A 25,287-nucleotide genomic window follows, 5' to 3' on the forward strand; every position below is an offset into this window, starting at 1 on the left:
TCCGGCCATGCGATTCGTGCCGCGGGGCTGGCACACCGAGACCTGGGTGTGCTCCATGCGTGGCCACGTCGCGCCCGCCGCCAAGGTCGCCCACCTCAAGCCCGAGGACCGGCGGATCGCCGTCGAGCTGGACGAGGGCGACCGCCTGGTCCGCTGCCTGCGCTGCGACGTGTGGCTGGAGGTCACGCCGCCGGCGCCCGGTCCCGGCGTCGCCGAGGGCCTGCCGCCGCTCGACGTCCTGCCCAAGCCCCGCCGGGGCAAGGTGCTGCAGGAGGCCGTCTTGCTGCGCCTCATCGCCATCAACCGCGGCCTGCACTCGCTGGCCTTCGGGCTGCTGGCCATCGCCCTCGGCGTGCTCGAGCTCAAGCTGCCCGGGCTCCAGTCCGGGGCCCGCTCGCTCGACGAGCGGCTCAGCTCCACCGTCGACCAGACCGGCCAGCAGGCCAGCCGGGACCGCATCAGCGACGGCCTGCACCGGGTGATCGGCCTGCACCGCTCGGCGATCACCGTCCTGTTCGTGACCGCGGTGGCCTACTGCCTCGTGGAGGGCGTCGAGGCCTACGGGCTCTGGCGGGAGCGCCGCTGGGCCGAGTACCTCACCGCGGTGGCCACCGTCGGCCTGCTGCCCTTCGAGGTCCACGAGCTGGTGGACCGCGTGACCGTGTTCCGGGTGGGCGCCCTGGTCGTCAACGTGGCGATCCTGGTGTGGCTGGTCCGGTCCAAGCACCTCTTCGGCGTCCGTGGCGGCGCCAAGACGCTGCACCAGGCCACCGACTGGGCCGCCATCCTCGCCGCCCCCACCCCCGCCGCCCACCAGTAGCGGCACCCGACGAGCTCTCGACCCGCTCGACCACGCCCCCGTTCCCGCGAACTTCGGGTCCCACACCCGTGCGCGTGGCCCTGGGACCCGAAGTTCGGTGGGGAGGGCGGGGGACCGCCGAGAAGGGGGTGGCGGAGGCCGCTAGGCCTCGGACACGAGCTTCTTGGCGATGACCTTGATGCACAGGGTCTCGTCCGCGCCTTCGAAGATCGACAGGACGCGGGCGTCGACGAAGTAGCGGGAGACGTCGTACTCCTCGGCGTAGCCCATGCCGCCGTGGATCTGCATGGCCTCGCGGGTGACCCACTCGGCGGCCTTGCAGACGTAGGCCTTGACCATGGAGGCCTCGGCCTGGCCCTCGCCCTTGGCCATCAGCTTGGAGACCACGTAGCTGAACTGGCGGCTGGCCTGGATGATCATGGCCATGCGGCCGAGCTTGGCCTGGGTGAGCTGGTAGTCGCCCACCGGCTTGCCGAAGACCACTCGGTCCTGGCCGTACTGGCGGGCGGCCTCGTAGGCGGCCTGCATGACGCCGATGGCGCGGGCCGCGGTCTGCAGCCGGCCGTTCTCGAACCCGGCCATCTGGTAGTAGAAGCCGCGGCCCTGGCCGCCCTCGAGGCCGATCAGGTTGGCCTCCGGGACGAACCAGTCCTCGAGGGCGATCTCGTAGGAGTGCATGCCGCGGTAGCCGATGGTGTCGATCGGGCGACCCTCCATCTTGCCGCCGCCGGCGGCGCCGCCCTCGGCCCGCTGCACCAGCTCGAAGCCGTGGCTGTCGCCGCGGTCCTTCGGGACGATGAACATCGACAGGCCGCGGTGGCCCTTGGTGCGGTCGGGGTCGGTGCGGGCCAGGACGAGCAGCACGTCGGCCCGGGCGCCGAAGGTGCACCAGGTCTTCACGCCGTTGAGCAGCCAGCCGCCGTCGGTGGGCGTGGCGGTGACCTTGACGCCGGCGACGTCGGAGCCGAAGTCGGGCTCGGTGACCGCCACGGCGTTCATGACCTCGGCGGCGGCCAGCTTGGGCAGCCACTCGTGCTTCTGCTCCTCGGTGCCGCCGGCGATGAGCGCCCGGGCGAGGATCTCGGGCCGGGTGATCAGCGAGCCGCCGGCGCCGAGCGAGCCGCGGGACAGCTCCTCGGTGGAGACGACCATGCCGATGTACTCGCCCTCGCCGCCCTCGCCGTAGCCGCCGTACTCGGCGGGGATCGAGAGGCCGAAGGCGCCCATCTCGGCGAGCCCCTCGATGATCTCCTCGGGGATGTCGCCGTTGGTGCGGTGGATGTGCTCGGCGATGGGGGCCAGCTTCTGGTCGGCGAAGCGGCGGAAGGTGTCCTGCACCATCTCGAAGTCGCCGTCGAGGTGGCGGGGCCCCGGGTCGGTGATGCCGGCCAGGAACTCGGCCGCCTTGTAGGTGCCGATGAAGCTGCGGGCCCCGTCGAGGGCGCCGGCCTCGATGCCGAACTCGTCCTCGCGGCCGAACACCTTGCCGGCCAGGTCGGCGACGGCGTCGGCGGCGAAGGCGCAGGCGATGCGGCCCTCGACGTCGCCCTTGGCGCCGTAGTCGAGCAGGCCCTTGGCGATGGCGACGGCCGACGCCGCGTGGGCGAGGTCGTAGGCCAGGACCTGGTGGTCGTCGATCGAGCCTGCGGCCGCCAGCTTCTTGGTGGCGGCGTCGACGACCTGCTGGGCGAGGTCGATGACGGTGGCGGCGGCGGCGAGATCCGGTGCGGTCATGGGGCTGGATCGTACTTTCGCCCCTGCGACCGTCCCACATCCACGGCCATATCTGACGGGTCGTCAGCTCCACTTCGGCAGGCGGACACCGAGTTTCGTAACCTCCCCGGCATGGCCGTCCCCCCGACCAGCGCGTCTCCTGCCCCCGATGCCCGCCATCGCCTGCTCGCCGCCGGCGCCGAGCTGTTCAGCAGCTTCCGCCCGGAGGACGTCCTGCCGGGCGTCCGGTCGGTGTGCCGGGCGGCCGGGCTGCCCACCGGCTCCTTCTACAACTGCTTCGGCAACGCCACCGCCTACCACCGCGACCTCATCCGCTGGCTGGGTGCCAACGACGAGACCGCTGCGGTGTCCGACGACACCAGCGCCACCCTGGTCGACCTGGCCGGCCAGGTTCCCGAGCTGGCCCCCACCGGCGCCCAGCTCATGAGCGCCATGGCCACGGCGGCGGGCGCCGACGCCGAGCGGATGATCGTCGACGCCGGGGCCAGCGCCCGGGCCCAGTACCTCCTGAGCGCCCTGGCCGAGGACGAGGGCTCGGTGGGCGCCGACATCCGTGAGCACTACGGCGCCCTCTACGAGCACCTGGCGGCGAACCAGCTGGCCGGCACGCAGGCGCTGCTGGACGCGGTCGGGGCGCGCATCCGCCCGCCGTTCACCGCCGAGGGCATCGGGCTGCTGATCTCGGCGCTCACCGACGGCTTCGTGCTGCGGGCCAAGATCGATCCGAGCCTCGACGTCGTGACCCTGGTGGAGGACGCCACCCGCGCCCTGATCGTGGGCCTCGTGTGCCACCCCGACGACGACCGGGACCTGGACGACCTCGCCGCCGCCACCCTCGACGCCGCCGCGGTGCGGGGGCTGGCCGAGCGGCGCTCCGCCTAGGAAGAGCCACGAGGTGCCGCACTCCGCCGTGCGGCACCTCGTGCCTGGTACCCGCCAGGTCGTGGACCCTCTGACCCCCCGGTTGGAGGCACCACGGTCCTGGTGAGGTCTGGGGAGATTTGTACCCGAACGATCGCTCGACTTCCTAGAACGCCCGTTCTTGACGCCGGGGCGAGCCGGCCTCGCCGGGCCGGACCCCCAGCTCAGAGCAGCTGTCGGGCGTGCTGGTCGAGCCAGCGCAGCAGCTCGCCCTGGGGGAGCGGTCGGCTCAGGTGGAAGCCCTGGGCCAGGTCGCAGCCGAGGCGCTGCAGGAGGGCGAGGTCGTCGGCGTGCTCGACGCCCTCGGCCACGACCTCCAGCCCCAGGTTGTGGCCCAGGTCGATCATCGAGCGGACGATGGTGAACTCGTCGCTGCGCCGGTGCATGCCGCTCACGAACGAGCGGTCGACCTTGATCTCCTGGAGGGGCAGGTCGCGGAGGTAGGTGAGCGAGGAGTAGCCGGTGCCGAAGTCGTCGATGGACGTGGAGACGCCCAGGTCGCCGAGGGCGGTGAAGACCTCGCGGGCCAGGCTGGGGTCGTCCATGAGCTCGGTCTCGGTGAGCTCGAGCACGAGCGACTCGGGCGGGAGCCCCGTGCGGGCGAGGGTGTCGGCGAGGTGCGGCACGAGGCCGGGGTCGTAGAGGTTGCGGACCGACAGGTTGACCGCCACGCCCAGCTCGTGGCCGGCGTCGTGCCAGGCGCGGGCCGAGCGGAGGCTCTCCTCGATCACCCAGCGGGTGAGCGGCTGGATGGCGCCCGACAGCTCGGCCAGCTCGATGAACTGGTCGGGGCCGAGCAGCCCGAGGCGGGGGTGGTTCCAGCGGACGAGCGCCTCGGCGCGGACCGCCCGGCCGGTGCGGAGGTCGAAGCAGGGCTGGAAGTGGAGGACCAGCTGGCCGGCGGGCACGGCGTCGGGCAGGTCGCCGATGAGGGTGAGGCGCTCGACGCTGGAGCGGTCGTTCTCGGCGGCGTACACGGCGACCCCGGTGCCGGTGCGCTTGGCCAGGTACATGGCCACGTCGGCCCGCTGGATCAGGGTGGCGACGTCCTGGGCCTGGCTGGGGAACAGGGCGATGCCGATGCTGGCGTTGGTCTGCAGCCGCACGTCGTCGATGAGGAACGGCTCGGCGAGGATCGTCCGCACCCGTTCGGCCACGGCGCGGGCGGCGGCTTCGTCGATGTGGCCGGCGAGGACGACGGCGAACTCATCGCCACCCAGGCGGGCGACCAGGGCGTCGTCGAGGTCGCGGGCGAGGCGGAGGCCGATCTCGCGCAGGAGGCGGTCGCCCACCTGGTGGCCGAGGGCGTCGTTGACCTCCTTGAACTGGTCGAGGTCCATCATCAGCAGGGCGAGGGTCTCGCCGCTGACCGGCGTGTCCCGCACGGCCCGGTGCAGCTCCTCGTCCAGGAGGCGCCGGTTCGGCAGGCCGGTGAGGCCGTCGTAGAGCGCCTGGCGGCGCAGGGCCTCCGATGCGGCCACCGCGTCGGTGACGTCGAGCAGCGAGACGCCCACCGAGCGGCCGGGGAGCGGGAAGGCCCGCAGGGTGATCACCCGGGGCGGGCCCGAGGGCGGCTGCAGCAGCAGGTCGTCGACGCGGAAGGCGGTGTTGCGGGAGGCCACTGCAGCGAGGCGCGTCCGCAGGCGGGAGCCGGCCAGGACCGGGAACGCCTCCTCGATGGTGGTGCCCACCAGCGGCGTGAGGCTGCGGCCCACCAGGGCCTCGGCGGCGGCGTTGGCGGCGCCGAGGAGCAGGACGTCGGGGTCGCGCTCGTCGATGCGCAGCACCAGCAGGGCGAGGTCGATGCCCTCGACGATGTCGGCGTACTGGTTGACCCGCTGCTCGATGCGGACCTGCTCGCTGATGTCGAGGCTCATCCCCTGCAGGGCGGTGGTTCGCCCGTTGCCGTCGGTGGTGACCGACACCCGGTCGTGGAGGTGCACCCACCGCTCGTCGGCGGCCCGGAACCGGTAGCTGACCTCGTGGTCGACGCCCAGCGACATCGCCCGCTGGGTGGCCTGGGCCACCGCCTCCACGTCCTCCGGGTGCAGGTGCTGCAGCCAGAACCCGGGCTCCTGCCACTCGTCGGTGGTCCAGCCCAGCATCGTCACGGCCCGCTGGTTCACGTAGGTCACCAGCTGGTCCTCCGCACGGCGGATCCAGAGGATGGCGTCGAGGTTGTCGACCGTGGTGTTGAGCTGGTTGCGGACGTCGGATTCGGTCGAGGCCAACCGCCCCACCGCGGTGGCCACCATGGCGGCGGCGATGGTGAAGGCGACGACCGTGACCGTGGCGTCCGGCAAGCCACTGGTGAGGGCGACCAGGGTGAGGCCGGCTGCGCCGTAGGCGATCAGCACCAGCGTGCGGTCCAGCCCCGAGATGCTGGCCGAGAGCGAGACGACCGCCATCATCACGGCCACCGCCGGCAGCGTCGTCGACTCGAGCAGGGCCGGGAAGAGCAGGCAGCCGGAGAGGTCGCCGAGGTGGACCCAGAGCGGCATCTGCCCGGTGGTCCGGGCGAAGTGGTGGCCGAGCAGGTTGATGGCCGTCCCGCAGCCCAGGATCAGGGCCGGCACCCAGAGCGGGAACCGCTGGACGGCCAGGGCGCCGGCGGCCAGGGCGACGATGCCCACGTAGCGCTGCAGGAACAGGACGTGCAGGAGGCGGCCGCGTGCGATGTCGACGCCGGGGCGGGTGCGCTCCTGCGTGCTGCCGGCCTGCGGCCCCCCCTCGAGTCATCGTCCGCCATCCTCGCACCTGTCACCCGTCCGGAGAGACCCGAGCGAGGTGGGGCCGGGCGCAGGGCAGGCGCTACGGTCCGGCCGTCCAACCCTTCCCAACCGATCCCCAGAGGTGACCCCGGTGACCACGCACGAACGCCCCTTCGGCCGCAACTTCGAGGACTTCGAGGTGGGCGACGTCTACCGCCACTGGCCCGGCAAGACCATCACCGAGTACGACGACCACCTGTTCTGCATGATCACCATGAACCACCACCCGCTGCACACCAACGACTGGTACGCCGAGCAGTCGCCGCAGGGCAAGAACGTGGTGGTCGGCAACCTGGTGTACTCCCTGGTGCTCGGGATGAGCGTGCCCGACGTCAGCGGCGCCGCGGTGGCCAACCTCGAGGTCGAGACCCTCAAGCACTCCAAGCCCACCTTCCACGGCGACACCATCTACGCCGAGACCAAGGTGCTGGAGAAGAAGCTCACCTCCAAGGGCGACCGGGGCATCGTCTCGGTGGAGACCAAGGGCATCAACCAGCGCGGCGAAGAGGTCTGCTACTTCAAGCGCAAGGTGATGGTGTGGACGAACGAGGCGGCGCCCGGCCGCCAGCGCCCCTACGCCGAAGCCGACGTCTGGGAGGACTGACGCCCGACGTCCGGGCCGCCGAGGGCCCTGCCGTGGCCGCCGATCCGGCCGTCGGCGACGACCGGACCGAGCGCCTGCTCGCCTGGTTCGGCGACGGCGGCCGGGACCTGCCGTGGCGGCGGACCCGGGACCCGTGGCGGGTGCTGGTGTCGGAGCTGATGCTCCAGCAGACCCAGGTCGCCCGGGTCCTGCCCCGCTACGAGGCCTTCCTCGACCGGTGGCCCACCCCGGCGGCGTGCGCCGCCTCGTCGGTGGCCGACGTCGTCACCGCATGGGCGGGGCTGGGCTACAACCGGCGGGCGGTGAACCTGCACCGGTGCGCCACGGCCGTGGCGCACGACCACGGCGGTCGCCTGCCCGCCGACCTCGCCGGCCTGCTGGCCCTCCCGGGCATCGGGCCCTACACGGCCCGGGCCGTGCTGGCCTTCGCCCACGAGGCCGACGGCGTCGGCGTGCTCGACACCAACGCCGCCCGCATCCTCGCTCGCTGGACCGGCCGCCCGCTCGGCCGGGCGGAGGCCCAGGACGCCGCCGACCTGGCGGTGCCCGAGGGCCGGTCCTGGGCGTGGAACCAGGCCATGCTCGACCTGGGCGCCACCGTGTGCCGCAAGCGTGCGCCGCGGTGCGACGCCTGTCCCGTCGCGGTCGACTGCGCCTGGCGGGTGGCGGGCAACCCCGAGCCCGACCCGGCCGTGGGCTCGGCCGGCGTCAGCGGCGGCCAGTCCCGCTTCGAGGGCTCGGACCGCCAGGGCCGCGGCCGCCTCGTCGACGCCCTGCGCGCCGGCCCGGTCCCGGCCCACGCCCTGCCCGCCGCCACGGGCTGGCCCGACGACCCCGATCGGGCGTCCCGCGTCGCCGCCACCCTCGTCGCCGACGGCCTCGCCCGCGTCGACCCCACCGGCACCCACCACCTCCCGTCCTGACCCCCCCCCCGGACCCCACCCCGATGCAACTTGTGGGCCGAGGCCGCCGCTTCCGGCGGTGTGGGCCCACAAGTTCACGGTGGGGCACCGACCCCACCTGACGCCCACCGACCCCACCCCGATGCAACTTGTGGGCCGAGGCTGCTGTTTTCGGCGGTGTGGGCCCACAAGTTCGAAGGGGTGGGGCGGACCGGCTCGAACTTGTGGGCGGAGGCCGCCGTTTCCGGCGGTGTGGGCCCACAAGTTCGAAGGGGGGGATCGCGGGGGTGGGGATGGGCGGCGGTGGGGGTGGGCCGGTCGTGACCGGTGGGGGTGGTGAGCGGCGGGGTCAGGGGGTGAGGAAGTCGAGGATGAGGCGGTTGACGACGGCGGGCTGCTCGAGCTGGAGGAAGTGGCCGGCGTCGGCCACCAGCTCCACGCGGGAGTCGGGGTGGGGGAGGGCGGTGCGGACGGAGTCGTCGATGAGCTCGACGCCCATGCAGCCGTCGTCGACGCCGTGCAGGTACAGCGTGGGCTGGGCCAGGGGCAGGGCGGCGGCGGCCTCGACGGCGTCGTACTCGGGGGACTTGGCGCCGGCGCCGAGGGTGGCCCGGTAGTAGCCGAGCGCGGCGGTGAGGTTGGCCGGGTCCCGCAGCGCGTCCTTGACGTGGGCGAGGTCCTCGGCGGCGTCGTAGCCGGGCGACCAGTCGGCCCACAGGCGGTCGATGAACGCCAGGTCGTCCATGGGCACCGCCAGGTCGGCCAGCGGCGACTGGAAGAAGAACATGTACCAGCTCTTGCGCAGCTGGTCGTAGGAGAAGAAGGCGTTGGCCACCGTGCCGAGCGGCGGCACCGCGGCGACCACGACCTTGGCCCAGCGCTCGGGCGCGGAGCCGGCGGCGGCGTAGGTGGCGATGGCGCCCCAGTCGTGGCCGACGATCACCGCGTCGCCGTCGCCGCCGAGGACCTCGTGGAGGGCGATGGCGTCGCTCGCCACCGCGCCCGACTGGTACAGCCCGTCGGACGGCACCTCGGTCGGGGCGTAGCCGCGGAGGAACGGCGCCACCACGCGGTAGCCGGCGCCGGCCAGCTCGGGGATGAGGTGCCGCCAGCCCCACGCCGTGTCGGGGAAGCCGTGGAGCAGGAGCGCCAGCGGCCCCTCGCCCTCGGTGAGGTAGCCGAACGTGAGGCCGTTGGCCTCGACCTGTCCCTCGGAGATCGTCATGGCGGCGCACCATAACGGTTCACCGCCGGCAGGCGTAGGGGTGCGCCTACGCTCCGTCGTCGCCCACGTGCTATCGGTCACAGACGGGTCGTCTCGGTGAAAGCTTGACTACGGTTCGCTGACATCAGGGGGCCTCAGGAGCCGAACACATGGTGAACATCACGTTCTGGGGGGTGCGCGGCTCGACGCCATGCCCGTGCGACGCCAACCGGCGCTACGGCGGCAACACCGCCTGCGTCAGCGTCGAGGCACCCGGGCTGGACCCGATCGTGTTCGACCTCGGCACCGGCCTCCGCTTCTGGGGCGACACCCTCGCCAGCGACTCGGAGCCGTTCCGCGGCCTGGCCCTCGTCACCCACCTGCACTGGGACCACGTGCAGGGCCTGCCGTTCTTCGTGCCCATCCACCGCGACGGCGCCCAGCTCCAGGTCTGCGGCCGCAGCGAGGACGGCACCCTCGCCCAGGCCTTCGGCGAGTTCATGCGCCCGCCGTTCTTCCCGGTGCGCCCCGGCGAGCTGATCGGCGACATCTCCTTCGTCGACGTCGCCGACACCGAGCTCGACTGGGGGCGGGCCCACGTGACCGTGCGGGACGTGCCCCACACCGGCGCCACCAACGGCTACCGCGTGGAGATCGACGGCGTGGTCATCGCCTACGTGAGCGACCACCAGCAGCCCGTCGACGGTGGGCCGATCGCCGCCTCCGTCCTCGAGCTGTGCCGGGACGCCGACCTCGTCATCCACGACGCCCAGTACGAGCCCCACGAGTTCGCCCTGAAGTCCGACTGGGGCCACTGCACCGTCGAGTACGCCGTGCGGGTGGCGGCCGAGGCCGGCGCCAAGCGCCTGGCGCTGTTCCACCACGACCCGAGCCACGGCGACGACATCGTCGACCGGCTCGAGGTCGAGGCCCGGGCGTTCGCCGAGGGCACCTCGGTGGTCGAGGTCATCGCCGCCGCCGAGGGCACCACCGTCGCCCTCTCCGCTGCGTCGGCGGCGGCCGGGGCTGCGTCGGCCTGATCGCCGCGGCGCCTAGCCTGACGGTCCGTCACCCCGCCGGACGGGCTGACCCGGACCACCCCAGGAGCCACCCCCGATGACCGAGCCCGTGTTCGACAGCGCCCGCTTCCGCCAGGTGCTCGGCCACTTCCCGACGGGCGTCTGCGTCGTCAGCGCCATGGTCGACGATGCGCCGGTGGGCATGGCCATCGGGTCGTTCTTCTCGATCTCGCTGGATCCACCGCTGGTGGGCTTCTGCGCCGGCAAGACGTCGTCGACCTGGCCGAAGCTCCACGGCGCCGGCCGCTTCTGCGCCAGCATCCTGGCCGACGACCAGGAAGACGTCTGCCGGGTGTTCGCCTCCAAGGAGCCCGACAAGTTCTCGGGCATCGGCTGGGACCACTCGCCGCTGGGCTCGCCTCGCCTGAAGGGTGCCCTCGCCTGGATCGACTGCGAGCTCGACGCCGTCCACGAGGCCGGCGACCACGACATCGCCGTCGGCGCCGTCCACGACCTCCACGTGGAGCACGAGGGCAAGCCCCTCGTCTTCTTCCGCGGCGGCTACGGCGTGTGAACGTCGTCGTCACTCGTTCGCTGCGCTCACTCCGTTCCTCCGAGCTTCGATCGACCGGCTGACGCCGGGCTGTTCTCGCAACGACGGCGGCGGAGCCGCCGTCGTCGGTCGTCAGGGGGCTCCGCAAGCTCCTCCCCCCGACACCCCCCCGAGCTCGCTTCGCTCGAACTGCGCCTCGTCGGTTGCGCCCTGGCCTGCGTCCGGGGTGGGGTCAGGGCAGCGGACGAGTGGCCCCGATCGCCGTCAGGATGAACGCCAGGGTGAACGCTTCGTCGCGCCAGGCGTCGTAGCGGCCGGTGGGGCCGCCGTGGCCGGCGCCGAGCTCGACCTTGAGCAGGACGGGGCGGTCGTCGTCGGCGGGGCCGGCGCCGTGGCCGAGGTCGCGGAGGCGGGCCACCCACTTGGCCGGCTCGTGGTAGCCGACCCGGGGGTCGTTGAGGCCGGTGGTGGCGAGGATCGCCGGGTAGGCGACGTCGGCCACCGCGTTCTCGTAGGGGCTGTAGCCGGCCAGCCAGCCGTAGGCCTCGGCGTCGTGGAGCGGGTCGCCCCACTCCTCCCACTCGATCACGGTGAGGGGCAGCGTGGGGTCGAGCATGGTGGTCAGCGGGTCGACGAACGGGACCTCGGCCACCACGGCTCGGAAGAGCTCCGGCGCCAGGTTGGCGATGGCCCCCATGAGGAGGCCGCCGGCGCTGCCGCCGCGGGCGGCGAGGCGGTCCGGGGCGGTGCGGCCGGTGGCCACCAGGTGGCGGGCGGCGGCCACGAAGTCGGTGAACGTGTTCGCCTTCTCGCCGAACTTGCCGTGCTCGTACCAGCCCCGTCCCAGCTCGCCACCGCCGCGCACGTGGGCGATGGCGAACACCACGCCCCGGTCGAGCAGCGACAGGCGGGCCACCGAGAACCAGGGGTCCATGCTCGCCTCGTAGGCGCCGTAGCCGTAGAGCACGCACGGGGCGGGCTCGCCGTCGACGAGTGCGTCCGGACGCCACACCAGGGAGATCGGCACCCGGGTGCCGTCCTCGGCCGTGGCCCACTCGCGCTCGGAGCGGTACCGCGCAGCGTCGAAGTCGCCCAGCACCGGCAGCTGCTTGCGCACCGTGCGCTCGCCGGTGGCCAGGTCCTCGTCGACCACCGACGGCGGCGTGGTCATCGACGAGTAGCTGAACCGGTAGGTGCCGGTGTCGAACGTGGCGTTGGCGCCGGGGCCGATGGTGCCGACGGCCTCGTCGGTCGGGAAGGGGCGGGCCTCGCCGGTGGCCGGGTCGAGCAGCCACAGGGCGGTGAGCCCGTCGGTGCGGCCGTGGACGATGGCGTGGCCGGCGAACGCCTCGACGCCGGCGATGCGGGTGCCGGGGCGGTGGGGGAGCAGCGCCTCCCACTCGGACCGGGGCGCCACGGTGATGCCGGTGAGCGGCGCCCGCCACAGCGCGAAGTCCTCGGCCCCGTCGTGGTTGGAGACCACGAGCAGGCCGCTGGGGTGGTGGGCCACCGAGTACTCGACGCCCTGCTCGCGCTCGGCGACGAGCTGCGGGGCGGACTCGGGCTCGGTGGCGTCGAGCAGCCAGCTCTCGCTGGTGATGGCCGAACCGGCGGAGATGACCGCGACCCGGCCCGAGCGCGACGGGGCGACGTGGAGGTGGAAGCGCTCGTCGTCCTCCCGGAACACCTCGTCGTCGAGGGACGGGTCGGTGCCCACCACGTGGCGGAGCACGCGGTGGGGTCGGGACGCCTCGTCCTGGACGGTGTACCAGCAGGTGGTCGAGTCGGCGGCCCAGGCGAACCCGTAGGCCACGTCGGGCACGGTCTCCGAGGCCTCGATGCCGGTGCGGAGGTCGCGGAAGCGCAGCTGGTGGCGCTCGTCGCCCTCGCGGTCGACGGCGTACGCCAGCCAGTCGCCGTCGGGGCTGACGTCGAGGACGCCGAGGCCCAGGTACTCGCCCTCGCCGGCCAGCTGGTTGGGGTCGAGCACGACCTGCTCGGTGCCCTCGCCCTCGACCGGCGCGGTGCCGGTGCCGTCGTCGGCCCGGCGGCAGTGGATGGCGTACGAGCTGCCCTCCTCGGTGCGCTGGTGGTACCACCACGCCCCGTCGCGCACCGGCACGGACCGGTCGTCCTCCTGGGTGCGGCCCTTGATCTCCTGGAACAGCTGCTCGCGCAGCTCGGCCTGGTCGGCGGTGACCGCCTCGGTCCAGGCGTTCTCGGCCTCGAGGTGCGGCACCGTCTCGGGGTCCTCGGCGTCGCGCAGCCAGGCGTAGGGATCGTCGACGGTGATCCCGTGGTGGGTCCGCGCCTCGGGGCGGCGGGCGGGGCGGGGCGGGAGGGACGTGGGATCGGCGTCGGGCACCCGGCGAGGCTACGGCCGTGCGGCGGCCACGCGGCCCCGTGGGGCCGGTACCGTCGGCCCCATGCCCGTCTACGCCCTCGGGGCCCAGGTGCCCACCATCGACCCCACCGCCTACATCTCGCCGGAGGCGGTGATCATCGGCTCGGTCACCATCGGCGCCGAGTCGAGCATCTGGCCCGGCGCGGTGCTCCGCGGCGACGACGGCGAGATCCACATCGGCGCCCGCACGTCCATCCAGGACGGCGCCATCATCCACACCACCTTCTTCCAGCCCACCACCGTCGGCGACGAGTGCGTCGTGGGCCACCTCGCCCACCTCGAGGGGTGCATCGTGCACGACGGCGCCCTGGTGGGCTCCGGCTCGGTCGTGCTGCACAAGGCGGTGGTCGAGAGCGGCGCCCTCGTGGGCGCCGGCGCGGTGGTCTCGGGCGGCACGGTGGTGCCGTCGGGCGCCATGGCGCTGGGCATCCCGGCCAAGATCCGACCCGGCGCGGTGACGCCCGAGATGATCAGCCTCGGCATGCAGTCCTACGTCGACCGGGGCCACCGCTACCGCGCCGAGCTGCGCCGGCTCGACTGAGCCGGAACGACCGAGCCGGACGCCGCCCGGCGGAGCCGTCGCCGCCTACAGGAAGGCGGGCGTCTGGTCCTCGGCGGTGAAGTACTCGTCGGCCGCCTGGACCTCGGTCTCGTAGAGCGTGACCGCGGCGTGGGTCGAGCGGTCCCGGGCCCAGCGGCTCACCACCGGGTCGGCCGAGAGGAGCACCACCTGGGTGTGCTCGGCCAGCCGGACCAGCAGGTCGAGCTGCTCCAGCTGCTCGGCCACCGGCAGCGAGGTCAGGGCGTCGTCGAGGACGACGGGCACGGTCTCCTCGTGGTCGCCGATCCACGTGGTGCGGCCCAGCCGGGAGATCAGGCGCTGCTGGAGCGACGCAGGGCCCTGGGCCAGCTCGTCGAGCCGGGCCTCCAGCTCGTTCACCTTCGCCAGGCCGAGGTCGTAGCGGCGCTCGGCGCCGACCACGTCGGGCTGTCCGGCGGCGGCGACCAGCTCGGCGACCTCGCGGCGGCGGGCCTCCAGGAGGTTGGGGTCGATCGGGGCGCTGGTGGGCTCCGGGACGTCGTTCCAGTCGTGGCGGGCGGTGGCCTCGAGGTGGGCGACGAGGGCCTTCATCTCCTCCTCGATGTCCTCCCGCTCGCGGCGGCTGTCGGCCAGCCCCTGGCGCTGGCGGGCGGCGGCCACCGACTGGATGGCCCGGTCGAGGCGGCTCTCGAGGTCGCCGTCGGTGAGGCCGAGGTGGGTCAGCAGGTCGTCGAGGCGCTTGGCCGCCTCGGACTCGCGCTCGGACAGGAGGACCAGTCGCTTGGCCCGGCGGGCGACCTGGCCGGCCTGGATGCGGCGCTCGAGGATGGTCAGCAGCTGCTGCGGGTCGAGGTCGTCCCCGCCCGACTGGGCCATGCCGTAGGCCTCCAGCGTGGCCAGGAGGTCGTGGCGGACGTCGACCTCGTGGCGGGTGGCGGCCTCGGCGGCGGCTTCGGCGGCCTCACGGCGGCGGGCGACGGCCTGCGGGTCGATGGCGTCGGCGTGGGCCCGCACGGCGTCGGCGCGGGCGTCGAGGTCGGCGGCGTCGAGGGCGCCGACGGTCTCGTCCCAGTCGACCTGGGCCCCGGCACGGGCGTTGGCCGCAGCCTCGAAGCGCTTGCGCTCGGCGACGTCGGTGACGGCGTCGAGCCGGCGCAGGTGGAGGCCCAGCCAGGACCCGGCGTCGGCGTGGCTGAGGGCCGTCTCCTCCACGGCGTTGGCGGCGGCGAGCTGGCGGCGGGGGACCGCCACCAGCCAGACGCCCATGGCCACCGAGGCGGCCAGCATGACGACGCCGAGGAGGATCGAGATCGAGGTGCCGGCCAGCAGGGAGCCCACGGCGAACGCCGCCGAGCCCAACATGCCGGGGCGGAAGCGCCGCTCCACCTCGCGCTGGCGGTGGACGACCTCGAGGTGGGCGGCCTCGATGTCGGCCTCCACCTGGGGGTCGAGCTCCTCGCGGCCGAGCGACGAGGCGAGGGCCTCGTAGGCCGCGGTGGCCTGGGCCAGCTCGCTGTGCACGGCCCAGAGCCGGGCCTGGTCGATGGCGGCGAACGACGCCACCAGCTCGTCCTCGGGCTCCGGGACCGGAGCGAGCGACTGGGTGCGCTCGGCGTCGGCCTGTCGCCGGTCGTCGAGCGCGCCCTGCCAGGAGGCGAGCCGGTCGGTGATCCCCTCGGGGAGCTCCTCGGGGGTGGCCGCCACCCGGGAGAGGTCGGTCGCGGAGACCACCGGCAGCGGACCGAGGTCGCGCCGCAGCTCGGACGTGGCGGCGGCCAGGTCGGCCCACTGCTCGCCGGTGGTGCGCAGGGCGTCGACGGCCTCCAGGATCTGGCGGTCGGTCCGACCGTCGTGGTCGCGGTCGCGCATGGCGAGCTCGGTGCGGACCTCGTCGAGCCGGCGGCGCTTCTCGATCCACGCCCACCGGGCGGCGTCGGCGTCGGACTGGTCGATGCGGCGGTCGAGCTCGGCCAGCTCCGCCACCCAGTCGGCCACCATCCGGGCGCGCTGCATGAAGTCGGCGTGCTCGTCGTGGAGGCGGTCGGCCTCGGCCCGGGCGATGACCAGCTCGGCCTGGAGGTCGGCGGGGGAGACGTGGTCGCCGAGGCCGAGGTCCTCGGCGCTGACCGTCAGGAGGTCGGCGACGACGGCCGGGTCCTTGCCCAGCAGCTCGGCCGGTCCGGGCGCCGAGGTGCCCGTGGCGGCGTAGGTGGCACCGGTGCGGTCGGCGAAGACCCGCCGGTCGAGGTGGTCGGTGTAGACCACCGAGGCGTTGGACAGCCGTCCCGTGAGGGCGTCGACCACGGTGGCCACCAGGTCGGCCCGCTCGACCGGCCCCAGGCCGGCGAACACCGTGACCCCGGGCCCGAAGCGCACGCGCTCGTCGTCGCCGGGTCCGTACAGGACGAGTTGTTCCAGTCGCACGTGTCAACCTCCAGGGCCCGCTTGACGCCCCTCCTCACCTCCTCTTCGGCCGCTTTTGCTCCGAGGTTGAGCAGGGATCTGGCGGTGTCACCCGGGCGGGTGCCCCCGAGCGCTCAGGCCCCGCTGCCCAGCCAGGCGAAGGCCGGGAGGTTCCGAGCCACCATGAAGACCACCGCCAGCACGGCGAAGGCCACGTTCGACGACGCCGGCAGCTGCCAGCGCGGCAGGACGGGCCGGCCGGTGGATCGGAGCAGCCAGATGGCCCACCCGACCACCAGGAAGGGGGCGGCGAGGGTGAACAGCACGTTGTGGTCCAGCGCGCCGACGACGTCGAGGTGGGCCAGCGAGTGCACGGCGCGCAGCGAACCGCAGAACGGGCAGTCGATGCCGGTGAGCGCCTTGAGCGGGCACAGCGGCACGTGGGTGGTGTTGGGATCGCCCACCGCCAGCACGACGGTCCCGGCCAGCGCGGCCACCCCGACGGTGATCGGGGCCCGGGCGTCGCGCCGGGCCACGAACCGGGGAGGCGGTGGCGCCAGGCTCGAGGTCACCGGGCGAGCGTAGCCCTGGCCCCGGCCCAAAGGACTGCGACCGGACGGAGCCCACCCGTTATCCTGACCCGGCGGTCAAGTGGGGCACGGGGGCCCGGCGGCCGGGTCCGGAGGCCACCATCGACACCCAGGACGAACCCACCGAGAGCACCGCCCGAGACGGCTGGGCGCTCATCGGCCGCCAGCTGCTCGCCCAGCGCTGGGGCCTGCTGGCCGGCGTCGTGGCCGGCCTGTGCTGGACCGCGGCCAAGGTCAGCGTGCCCAAGCTGGTGGAGCTGGCCATCGACCAGGGCATCGAGCCGGGCGACCGCCACCAGATCTCCCGCTACGCCTGGCTGATCGCCGGCGCCGCGGTGGTGTGCGCCTTCTTCACCGGCCTGCGCCGCTACTCGGCCTTCCGCGAGGCCCGCTTCGCCGAGGCCGTGCTGCGCGACCGCCTCTTCGCCCACCTGGCCCGCCTCCACTTCGCCTACCACGACGGCCAGCAGACCGGTCAGCTCATGAGCCGGGCCAACAACGACCTCCAGCAGATCCAGAACGCCGTGGTCCTGGTGCCGCTCACCATCGCCAACCTGGCCACCGTGCTGGCGGTGCTGGTGGTGCTGCTCACCATCGACCCGATCCTGACCGTGCTCGCCCTGGGCTCGCTGCCTGCGGTCAACTACCTGGCCAAGCGGTTCTCGCAGAAGCTGCACCCCACCATGGTCGGCGTGCAGCAGGAGTCGGCCGAGCTCTCCGCGGTGGTCGAGGAGACCGTCGCCGGGATCCGGGTGGTGAAGGGCTTCGCCGCCGAGGACACCCAGCGCCGCCGCCTCGGCAAGGAGGCCGACGACCTCTACGAGGTGTCCATGGACGGGGCGCGCATCCGCTCCACCTACTGGCCGGCGCTGGAGCTGCTGCCCAACATCGGGCTGATCATGGTGCTGGGCTACGGCGGCCACCAGGTGATCGAGGGCCACCTGGCGCTGGGCTCGCTGGTGGCGTTCAACGCCTACGTGGTCCTGCTGGTGTGGCCGCTGCGGATGCTGGGGTGGATCGTGGCCATGTCGCAGCGGGCTGCGGCGTCGGCCCAGCGGGTGCACGAGGTCCTGGTCACCGACCCCGAGGTCGTGAGCCCGGCCCACCCGCAGCAGCTGCCCGCCACCGGCGGCGCGGTGTCGTTCGCCGGGGTCCGCTTCGGCTACTCGACCGGTGCCCCACCCGTGCTCGAGGGCTTCGACCTCGAGGTCCCCGCCGGCCAGACCATCGCCCTGGTGGGCGCCACCGCCAGCGGCAAGTCCACCGTCGCCAAGCTGCTGCCCCGCTTCTACGACATCGACGCCGGGAGCATCCGGCTCGACGGCGTCGACGTGGGCGCCCTCTCGCTCCCCGACCTGCGCCGCGCCGTGGGCCTGGTCTTCGAGGAGACCTTCCTCTTCTCCGACACCATCGCCGCCAACATCGCCTTCGCCGATCCCGACGCACCGGCCGACGCCATCGTGCGGGCCGCCCGGCTGGCCGGGGCCCACCAGTTCATCAGCGAGCTGCCCCACGGCTACGACACCGAGATCGGCGAGCGGGGCTTCTCGCTCTCCGGCGGGCAGCGCCAGCGCATCGCCATCGCCCGGGCCATCCTCGCCGACCCCCGCGTGCTCATCCTCGACGACGCCACCTCGGCGGTCGACCCCACCAAGGAGCACGAGATCCGCGACGCCCTCACCGAGGTCATGCGGGACCGCACCACCATCGTGATCGCCCACCGTCCGGCCACCATCGCCCTGGCCGAGCGGGTGGTGCTCGTCGGCGGCGGGCGCATCATCGCCGACGGCACCCACATCGGCCTGCTGGCATCGAGCGCCGAGTACCGCGAGGTGCTCGCGTCGGCGGCGGCCCGGGAGGAGCAGGCCCGCCACGCCACGCTCACCGGCGACGGTGGGGCGCCGACCCCCGCCGCGGCCGACCTCACGGAGGCGGCCCCGTGATGTCGATGGGGGCGGTCGACGAGGACGCCAAGCTGGACCGGGACCAGGCCAAGCAGGTGATGCGACGGGCGGCGCGCATGCTGGCGCCCTACAAGCGCGACGTCCGCCTCGCCGTGGTCCTGGTGGTCCTGTCGACCCTCGCCGTGCTGGCCGGGCCATACCTGCTCAAGTTCGGCATCGACCACGGCATCAAGCCCCGCAACGGCCGCAACCTGAACGGCGCGGTCATCGCCTACGTGCTGGTGGCCATCGGCGCCTACCTGTGCACCCGGACCCAGGTGCTGCTCGTGAGCCGCGCGGGCGAGGGCTTCCTCCGCGACCTGCGCACGCGGGTCTTCGACCACCTGCTGAAGCTGTCGATGCCCTTCTACGACCGCGAGAAGGCCGGCGTCGTGGTGTCCCGCATGACCTCCGACGTCGACTCGCTCCAGGAGCTGGTGCAGCAGGGCCTGCTCCAGCTGGCCCAGAGCCTGCTGCTGATCGTCGGCTCGGTGATCTTCCTGGCCATCGTGTCGTGGCAGCTGCTGCTGCTGTGCCTGATCCCGGTGCCGTTCGTGGTGCTGGCGTCGATCAAGTTCCAGCGCGACTCCAACCGCGCCTACCTCACCGTGCGCGACCGCATCGGGCTCACCTTGTCGTCGCTCCAGGAGGGGCTCAGCGGGGTCCGGGTCATCCAGGCCTACGGCCGGGAGCGGGTGGAGATCGACCGGTTCGCCGGCCACAACCAGCGGCTGTACCGGGCCCACATGAAGTCGGTCTGGGTCCAGGCCTGGTACCTGCCGGTCATCGAGGGGGCGGCGCTGGCCTGCACCGCCCTCGTGATCGGCCTGGGCGGCCGCATGGTGGTGAACGGCGACGTCCCGGTCGGCACCGTCGCCTTCTTCGTCCTGACCCTCTCGAACCTCTTCGAGCCGGTGAACCAGCTGTCGCAGCTCTTCAACACCGTGCAGTCCTCCGGCGCCGCGCTCCACAAGCTCTTCGAGCTGCTCGACACGCCGGTCGACCTGCACGAGCGGGCCGACGCGGTCGCCCTGCCCGATCGGGGCGACCTGGTGGTCGAGGACCTCACCTTCGCCTACGGCACCGGGGACCCCGTGCTGCGGGACGTGAGCCTGGTGCTCGCGGCGGGCGAGAAGCTGGCGCTGGTGGGGCCGACCGGGGCCGGCAAGTCCACGCTGGCCAAGCTCATGGCCCGGCTCTACGACCCCACCGGCGGTCGGGTCACCTTCGACGGCATCGACCTGCGAGACGCGCAGCTGCGCTCGCTGCGCACCCACATCACGGTGGTGCCGCAGGAGGGCTACCTGTTCGCCGGCACCATCCTCGACAACATCCGCATCGGCCGGCCGGACGCCACCGACGAGGAGGTCCGCGCCGCCCTGGCGTCGCTCGACCTGCTGGAGCGGTTCGAGCTGCTGGCCGAGGGCCTCGAGACCGAGGTCAACGAGCGGGGCTCGCGTCTCTCGGCCGGGGAGCGCCAGCTGGTGTCGCTGACCCGGGCGGCGCTGGCCGACCCGGCGGTGCTGGTGCTCGACGAAGCCACCTCGTCGCTCGACCCCGGCACCGAGGTGCTGGTCGAGCGGGCGCTCGAGAAGCTCATGGCCGGTCGCTCGGTGATCGTGATCGCCCACCGGCTGTCGACCGCCGAGCGGGCCGACCGGGTGGGCGTGGTGGCCGAGGGCGGGCTGGTCGAGCTGGGCACCCACGCCGAGCTGGTGGCGCGAGGCGGGCACTACGCCACGCTGTACCGCAGCTGGGTGGGCGGGCTGGCCTCCGCCTGAAGCCGGTGCGGCCGGCGTACGACCCCCCTGCGGGTCGGACGCCGGCCGCGATGCACCGCCGGTCCCGCCGGGGCGCGCCTCGGCGCGGGCCGGCCAGGGGAGCCGACCCGCACCGGGCGGGGGAACTGCTGGGGTCAGGCCGTGCGGCGGAGCTGACGGCTCCGACGCTCGAGGGCCAGGCCCAGGGCCAGGACGAGGAGGCCGACCAGGGCCGTCTCGCCGATGGGGGCGCCGGTGGCCGGGAGGTCATCGGCGGTGGGGGAGCTGGTGACGGCGGGGGTCGCCGGGGCGGTGGCCGGAGCCTTCACCAGCTGGGGGACGCCGGGGGTCGACGGGGTGGCGGGCGTGCCCGGCACCGTCGGGGTGGTCGGCGTCGTGGGGGTGGTCGGATCCGTCGGATCGGTGGGATCGGTCGGGTCCGTGGGGGTGGTCGGGTCGGTCGGGTCGGTGGGGGTCACCGTCTCGCCGCAGACCGTGGTGGCGTCGCCGATGATGCCGACGCTCGTGCCGCAGACGTCGATCGGCACGTCGACGGTGATCGGGCCGGTCGGGTCGGTGGGATCCGCGGGGTCCGGGGTGGTGGCGGGCAGCGAGCAGGTGCTCGACCCGTCACCGATCACCGTCACGGTGGTGCCGCAGACGTCCACGGGGACCTCGACGCCGACGTCGATCGGGCCCGTCGGGCCGGTGGGGCCGGTCGGGTCCGTGGGGTCGGTCGGATCCGTCGGGTCGACGGCGGCCGGGGCACAGGTGGTGGTGGTGTCGCCGATGACGGCGACGCCGGTCCCGCACACGTCGACCGGGACCGAGACGTCGGCGGCGATCGGCGGGGTGCCGTCGCTGCCGCCGGTCGGGGCGGGGTCGGTGGCGGGCGTGGGGACCACGCAGGTGCTGGATCCGTCGCCGACGACGGTGACGGTGGTGCCGCAGACGTCGACCGGGGCGGCGACGTCGGCGTCGATCACGCCGTTGCCGGGCTCGGTGCCGGGGACGGTCGGATCGGTGGCCGGGGTGCTGGCCGCCGGGGTGCAGCTGGTGGCGGTGTCGCCGATGACGGCGATGCCGGTTCCGCAGACGTCGACCGGGGCGGCGACGTCGCCGTCGACCAGGTCACCGCTGGTGGTGTCGGCCGGGGTGGCCGCCACCGGGGTGGTGCACGTGCTGCTGCCGTCGCCGATCACGGCCACGGTGGTGCCGCAGACGTCGACGGGGGCGTCGGCGTCGAGGTCGACGAGCTCGTCGCCGGGGGTGCCGCTGGTGCCGGTGGCCGGGGCGGGAGCCTCGACCGGGGCGCAGGTGCTGCTGCCGTCGCCGATGACGGCCACGGTGGTGCCGCAGACGTCGATGGGGGCGTCGGCATCGACGTCGACCAAGCCGGTGTCCGGGTCGGCCGTGGTGGCCGGAGCCGGGGTGGCGCAGCTGCTGCTGCTGTCACCGATGACGGCGACGGTGGTGCCGCAGACGTCGACCGGAGCGGTCACGCCGGCGTCCACCAGCCCGCCGTCACCGGGGGTGCCGGTGGTCGGGGCGGGCGCAGCGGCGGGGGTGCAGCTGCTCGTCGTGTCGGCGATCACGGCCACGGTGGTGCCGCAGACGTCGACCGGGGCCACGACGTCGGCGTCGACCAGGCCCTCGTCACCGGTGGTGCCGGGGGCGGGGGTGGCCGGCGGGGCCGCCGGGGCGCAGGTGGAGGTGGTGTCGGCCAGGACGGCGACGCTCGTGCCGCACAGGTCGACGGGGGCGACCACGTCGGCGTCGACCAGCTGGTCGTCGTCGGTGGCGGGGGCCGGCGTGGCGCCGGGGTTGGCGCGGCAGGTGGTGTCGGCGTCGCTGAGGACCCCGACGGTGGTGCCGCAGAGGTCGATCGGCGCCACGACGTCGACGTCGAGGAGCGAGTCGCTCGAGCTGCCGGTGGTCACGGGAGCGGCGGGGGCCGGAGCCGGGGCGCAGCTCGTGGCGGTGTCGCCCAGGACGGCGACGGTGGTCCCGCACAGGTCGACCGGGACGGTGACGTCGAGGTCGATCAGGGCGGGCGCCTCGTCAGCGGCCGGGGTCGGCGGTGGCGGTGCCGGTGGACAGGTGGTGCTGGTGTCGCTGATGACGGCGACGGTGGTCCCGCACAGGTCCACGGGGACCTGCACGTCGGCGTCGACGAGGCCGCTGATGGGGTTGGGGGTGTCGCTCGGGGCGGCGTTGGCCGCTCCGGAGGCGGTGGTGCTCAGCAGCCAGAGGCCGGCGGCGAGCATCACCACCCGAAGGGTGAATCGAAGCAGGGTTCGCATGGGGGTCTCCTCCAAGGAGTGTGGGGGGTGCGGCCGGCGCGCTGCCGGCCGAGGAGGGCGATCGCATCGGGGCGGTCGTCCTGGCACGTCGACCCGGCCGGTGGCTCGGGTCGCTGGAGGAGGTCGCTCAGTCGGGAGCGACGTCGGGCTCGGCCTGCGGGTGCTGCTGGGGCCGGCCCGGGTCGGGCGAGGCGAGCAGCACGGCGTGGCGGCCGGGCTCGGGGGCGTCCACGGCGACGACGGCCACGGAGGCGGCCGGGGCGGTGGGCGTGGTCGGGCTGCCGCACGAGGCGGGCAGCGTCGAGGGGTGGCTCGGGGCGGGGGTGCCCGGGGCCGAGGAGGGGGCGACCGTGGCGGCGACCGAAGCGGCGCCGTCGGCGGCGTGGCGAGCCATCGAGGTGACGGCGTCGGAGCGGGTGGCGGACGGAGCGACGCCGGCGGCCGTGGGGGCCGGCGTGGCGGCGAGGGTGCCGGCGGCGGGCCGGTCGACCGAGGCGGCCGGCACGAGGGCGACCTCGGAGCCGCCGGCGGGCTCGGCGCCGGTGAGCGCCGCGGCGACGGGCGAGAGGACCGGGGCGACCGTGCCGTCGACGAGGTCGGTGACCCCGGGGGCGACGGCGGCGACGATCGGGTCGGCGACCGTGGTGGCGAGCTGCTCGACCGCCGGGGTCAGCGGGGCGACCACCGGAGCGACGGCGTCGGCCACCGGGGCGAGGGTGGCGGCCACCGGCTCGGCGACGGCGGCGACCGTCGGGGCGAGTGCCTCGGTGACCGGGCGGGTGGCGGGGGCGACGGCGTCGGTCACCGGGGCGACGGCTTCGACGACCGGAGCGAGGACCGGGGCGACCGAGCGGACCACCGGGGCGACGGGCGCCAGGGCCGGGTCGACGGCCTGGCCGACGACGTCGAGCGAGGCGCTCACCGACGCACCCCCGCCGGTCACCGTGACGGGGGCCGGGGTGGTCGGGCTCGACGCCGGAGCCGGAGCCGGGGCTGCGTCGACGGCGGCGAGCACCGGGGCCAGCACGCCGTGCTCGCCGACGAGGGTCTCGACCAGGCCGGGCTGCGCCGCGGGGGGCGAGCTCGCCGGGCCGGCGTCGGCCGAGGCCACGCTCGACCACCCCAGGAGGACGAGGATCCCGAGCGCCGTCGCCACCGCCGCGCGGAGCAGCCAGGCGGTGACCGACGAGCGGTCCACGTCTGCCGTCGGAGCGGCCGGAGGGAGGGGGGAGAGGTCCATGGTGGGGGGGCAGCACGGTCCGGAGTAGTCCGAACGCACTAGGTGATATTAGCCCCATCGGCCCGCATGTCCTTCACCTTGAGTGGTGAATCGAGCACATTCCGTAATTTCAACGTCCGCACCGTGCGGACATCGCACGGCTGCCGCCCCGATCCGCCCTGGTCAGGAGGGGCGCCGGCCCACCCGGGCGCCGGGCCCGCCGGCGACGTCGGCCACCTGCTCGGCGAGGTGTTCGATGGCCGAGATGGGCCCGTCGAGGAGCCCGATCGTGATCCGGAGGTGGTCCCCGGCGGGGCGCACCATGAACGGTTCGCCGGGGGCCACGCCGATGCCGCGAGCGGCCAGCCCGACCAGCGCGGAGCGCTCGTCGGCGACCTCGACCCACTGGTTGATGCCGTCGGTGCCGGTGGTGGCCACGCCCCGCTCGGCGAGGGCGCGGGTGAACTCGCGGCGCCGGCTGGCGTAGGCGTGGCGGGCGGCTTCGACGGCCCACGTGGCGGTGGGGTCGGTGAGCAGGGCGAGCAGGACCGACTGCAGGATGCGGCTGCTCCAGCCGGGCCCCAGCAGGCGGCGATCGGTGACCCGGTCGATGACCGAGCCGGCGCCGCCGACGGCCGCCAGCCGCAGGTCCGGGCCGTGGCTCTTGGAGTAGCTGCGGATGTGGACCGTGCGGTCCGGCAGCCAGGTCCCGACGCTCACCGGCTCGCCCGAGGCGATGTCGCCGCTGTGGTCGTCCTCGACCACCACGGCGGCAGTTGGCGCCACCAGGCGGGACACCGCCCGGGCCCGCTTGGCCGACCACGTGGTGCCCGTGGGGTTGTGGGCGCGGGGCTGCACGAACACCAGCCGCGGCTCGTACTCCAACGCCGAGGCCAGCTCGGCCAGCACCAGGCCCTCGGCGTCGAGGTTGACCCCGATCACCTCGGCGCCCAGCTGCTCGAAGAGGTCCAGGACCGGCGGGAACGTGGGGTTCTCGACCACCACCCGGTCGCCCAGGTGGACCAGCTCGCGGGCCACGCGGTCGATGGCGTCCATGGCCCCGTCGACCACCGTGAGCTCCTCGGGCGGGAACGGCCACGAGGCGTGCAGGTGGTCCCAGAGCTCGGGCAGCACCGGCCGGTCGAGGTAGCTGCTGGTGAGCGACTGGCGGCTCACGTCGGCCACGATCGGCCGCAGGTCGGGCAGCAGGCCGACGTCGGGGAAGCCGGTGGACAGGTCGAGGTCGAAGCGCCCGGGGCCGTCGGTGATGCGCCGGTAGCGGTGGGTGCCGCCCGGGCCGGGGGGCTGGCGGACGAAGGTGCCGAGGCGGCCCCGTGGGTCGATGGCGCCCACCGCAGCCAGCGTCTTCCAGGCCTCGCTGACGGTGGTGGGGGAGACCCCGAGGGCCTTCGACAGCTCGCGCACGGTGGGCAGCCGGTCGCCCACCGGGAGCTCGCCGGCGGAGACCATCCGGCCGATCGCGGCGGCGATCCCCTGGGCACTGCGGTTGTCGATGGCGGCGACCATGTCGTCGAGCACGGGCAGGTCGCTCCTTCTGTCACCAGGGCGTTACCGGCCTGTGAACCCATTGTTCGG

General features: G+C 74.0%; 18 protein-coding genes. 9 read left to right on the top strand and 9 right to left on the bottom strand.

Annotation, left to right across the window (positions count from 1 at the left end; translation table 11 throughout):
* Positions 1-7: 7 nt before the first annotated feature.
* On the top strand, positions 8-820 hold the full coding sequence (locus KSP35_RS23255) for a DUF2127 domain-containing protein (RefSeq protein WP_216998141.1): 813 nt from the start codon (positions 8-10) through the stop codon (positions 818-820).
* A 141-nt stretch (positions 821-961) separates the two neighbouring features.
* On the opposite strand, the gene KSP35_RS23260 is transcribed toward KSP35_RS23255, so the two are convergent.
* The gene (locus KSP35_RS23260) at positions 962-2,554 is read right to left on the bottom strand and encodes an acyl-CoA dehydrogenase family protein (RefSeq protein WP_216998142.1); all 1,593 of its coding nucleotides are present in this window, start codon (positions 2,552-2,554) and stop codon (positions 962-964) included.
* 111 nt (positions 2,555-2,665) lie between these two features.
* Here KSP35_RS23260 and KSP35_RS23265 point away from each other — a divergent pair, with 111 nt between their 5' ends.
* Positions 2,666-3,436: a hypothetical protein gene (locus KSP35_RS23265; protein WP_216998143.1), complete on the top strand. Its 771-nt coding sequence runs from the start codon at positions 2,666-2,668 to the stop codon at positions 3,434-3,436.
* Between the two features lie 203 nt (positions 3,437-3,639).
* On the opposite strand, the gene KSP35_RS23270 is transcribed toward KSP35_RS23265, so the two are convergent.
* Positions 3,640-6,108, bottom strand: a complete 2,469-nt coding sequence (locus tag KSP35_RS23270) for a bifunctional diguanylate cyclase/phosphodiesterase (protein ID WP_216998144.1) — start codon at positions 6,106-6,108, stop codon at positions 3,640-3,642.
* A 229-nt stretch (positions 6,109-6,337) separates the two neighbouring features.
* On the opposite strand from KSP35_RS23270, the gene KSP35_RS23275 reads away from it, so the two are divergent.
* Entirely contained in the window at positions 6,338-6,850 is a 513-nt protein-coding gene (locus tag KSP35_RS23275; RefSeq protein ID WP_216998145.1) for a MaoC family dehydratase, read from the top strand.
* 32 nt (positions 6,851-6,882) lie between these two features.
* Positions 6,883-7,773, top strand: a complete 891-nt coding sequence (locus KSP35_RS23280) for an A/G-specific adenine glycosylase (RefSeq protein ID WP_254126890.1) — start codon at positions 6,883-6,885, stop codon at positions 7,771-7,773.
* Positions 7,774-8,101: 328 nt separating this feature from the next.
* Here the strand turns inward: KSP35_RS23280 and KSP35_RS23285 are convergent, their stop codons facing one another.
* Positions 8,102-8,977, bottom strand: coding sequence for an alpha/beta fold hydrolase (locus tag KSP35_RS23285; RefSeq protein WP_216998146.1), 876 nt, complete (start codon positions 8,975-8,977; stop codon positions 8,102-8,104).
* Between the two features lie 149 nt (positions 8,978-9,126).
* Here KSP35_RS23285 and KSP35_RS23290 point away from each other — a divergent pair, with 149 nt between their 5' ends.
* Together KSP35_RS23290 and KSP35_RS23295 are read left to right on the top strand one after the other, a co-directional pair.
* Positions 9,127-9,996 carry an MBL fold metallo-hydrolase gene (locus KSP35_RS23290; RefSeq protein ID WP_216998147.1) on the top strand — a complete coding sequence of 290 codons (870 nt, stop codon included), beginning with the start codon at positions 9,127-9,129 and terminating at the stop codon, positions 9,994-9,996.
* A 76-nt stretch (positions 9,997-10,072) separates the two neighbouring features.
* Positions 10,073-10,549, top strand: a complete 477-nt coding sequence (locus KSP35_RS23295; protein ID WP_216998148.1) for a flavin reductase family protein — start codon at positions 10,073-10,075, stop codon at positions 10,547-10,549.
* A 211-nt stretch (positions 10,550-10,760) separates the two neighbouring features.
* Here KSP35_RS23295 and KSP35_RS23300 read toward each other — a convergent pair whose 3' ends face one another.
* The gene (locus KSP35_RS23300; protein ID WP_216998149.1) at positions 10,761-12,893 is read right to left on the bottom strand and encodes a S9 family peptidase; all 2,133 of its coding nucleotides are present in this window, start codon (positions 12,891-12,893) and stop codon (positions 10,761-10,763) included.
* Between the two features lie 61 nt (positions 12,894-12,954).
* Here KSP35_RS23300 and KSP35_RS23305 point away from each other — a divergent pair, with 61 nt between their 5' ends.
* The gene (locus tag KSP35_RS23305; protein WP_216998150.1) at positions 12,955-13,473 is read left to right on the top strand and encodes a gamma carbonic anhydrase family protein; all 519 of its coding nucleotides are present in this window, start codon (positions 12,955-12,957) and stop codon (positions 13,471-13,473) included.
* A gap of 45 nt (positions 13,474-13,518) precedes the next feature.
* Here the strand turns inward: KSP35_RS23305 and KSP35_RS25340 are convergent, their stop codons facing one another.
* Together KSP35_RS25340 and KSP35_RS23315 are read right to left on the bottom strand one after the other, a co-directional pair.
* The gene (locus KSP35_RS25340) at positions 13,519-15,897 is read right to left on the bottom strand and encodes a hypothetical protein (protein WP_216998151.1); all 2,379 of its coding nucleotides are present in this window, start codon (positions 15,895-15,897) and stop codon (positions 13,519-13,521) included.
* Positions 15,898-16,010: 113 nt separating this feature from the next.
* Positions 16,011-16,448, bottom strand: coding sequence for a DUF2752 domain-containing protein (locus KSP35_RS23315; RefSeq protein WP_216998152.1), 438 nt, complete (start codon positions 16,446-16,448; stop codon positions 16,011-16,013).
* Here KSP35_RS23315 and KSP35_RS23320 point away from each other — a divergent pair.
* Both KSP35_RS23320 and KSP35_RS23325 read left to right on the top strand, forming a co-directional pair.
* The gene (locus tag KSP35_RS23320) at positions 16,427-18,409 is read left to right on the top strand and encodes an ABC transporter ATP-binding protein (protein WP_216998153.1); all 1,983 of its coding nucleotides are present in this window, start codon (positions 16,427-16,429) and stop codon (positions 18,407-18,409) included. The two genes, KSP35_RS23315 and KSP35_RS23320, sit on opposite strands and share 22 nt — an antisense overlap.
* Positions 18,409-20,190 (top strand): ABC transporter ATP-binding protein, encoded by a 1,782-nt coding sequence (locus tag KSP35_RS23325; RefSeq protein ID WP_216998154.1) that lies wholly within the window; start codon positions 18,409-18,411, stop codon positions 20,188-20,190. Before KSP35_RS23320 ends, KSP35_RS23325 begins: the two co-directional genes overlap by 1 nt.
* 134 nt (positions 20,191-20,324) lie before the next feature.
* Here the strand turns inward: KSP35_RS23325 and KSP35_RS23330 are convergent, their stop codons facing one another.
* The 3 genes from KSP35_RS23330 to KSP35_RS23340 all read right to left on the bottom strand — a co-directional run bounded on the left by KSP35_RS23330 (position 20,325) and on the right by KSP35_RS23340 (position 25,230).
* Positions 20,325-22,472, bottom strand: coding sequence for a hypothetical protein (locus KSP35_RS23330; protein WP_216998155.1), 2,148 nt, complete (start codon positions 22,470-22,472; stop codon positions 20,325-20,327).
* Positions 22,473-22,599: 127 nt separating this feature from the next.
* Entirely contained in the window at positions 22,600-23,670 is a 1,071-nt protein-coding gene (locus KSP35_RS23335) for a hypothetical protein (protein ID WP_216998156.1), read from the bottom strand.
* Positions 23,671-23,874: 204 nt separating this feature from the next.
* Positions 23,875-25,230 (bottom strand): PLP-dependent aminotransferase family protein, encoded by a 1,356-nt coding sequence (locus KSP35_RS23340; RefSeq protein ID WP_216998157.1) that lies wholly within the window; start codon positions 25,228-25,230, stop codon positions 23,875-23,877.
* Positions 25,231-25,287 lie beyond the last annotated feature (57 nt).

The organism is Aquihabitans sp. G128, from assembly GCF_019048865.1.
GTDB lineage: Bacteria > Actinomycetota > Acidimicrobiia > Acidimicrobiales > Iamiaceae > Aquihabitans.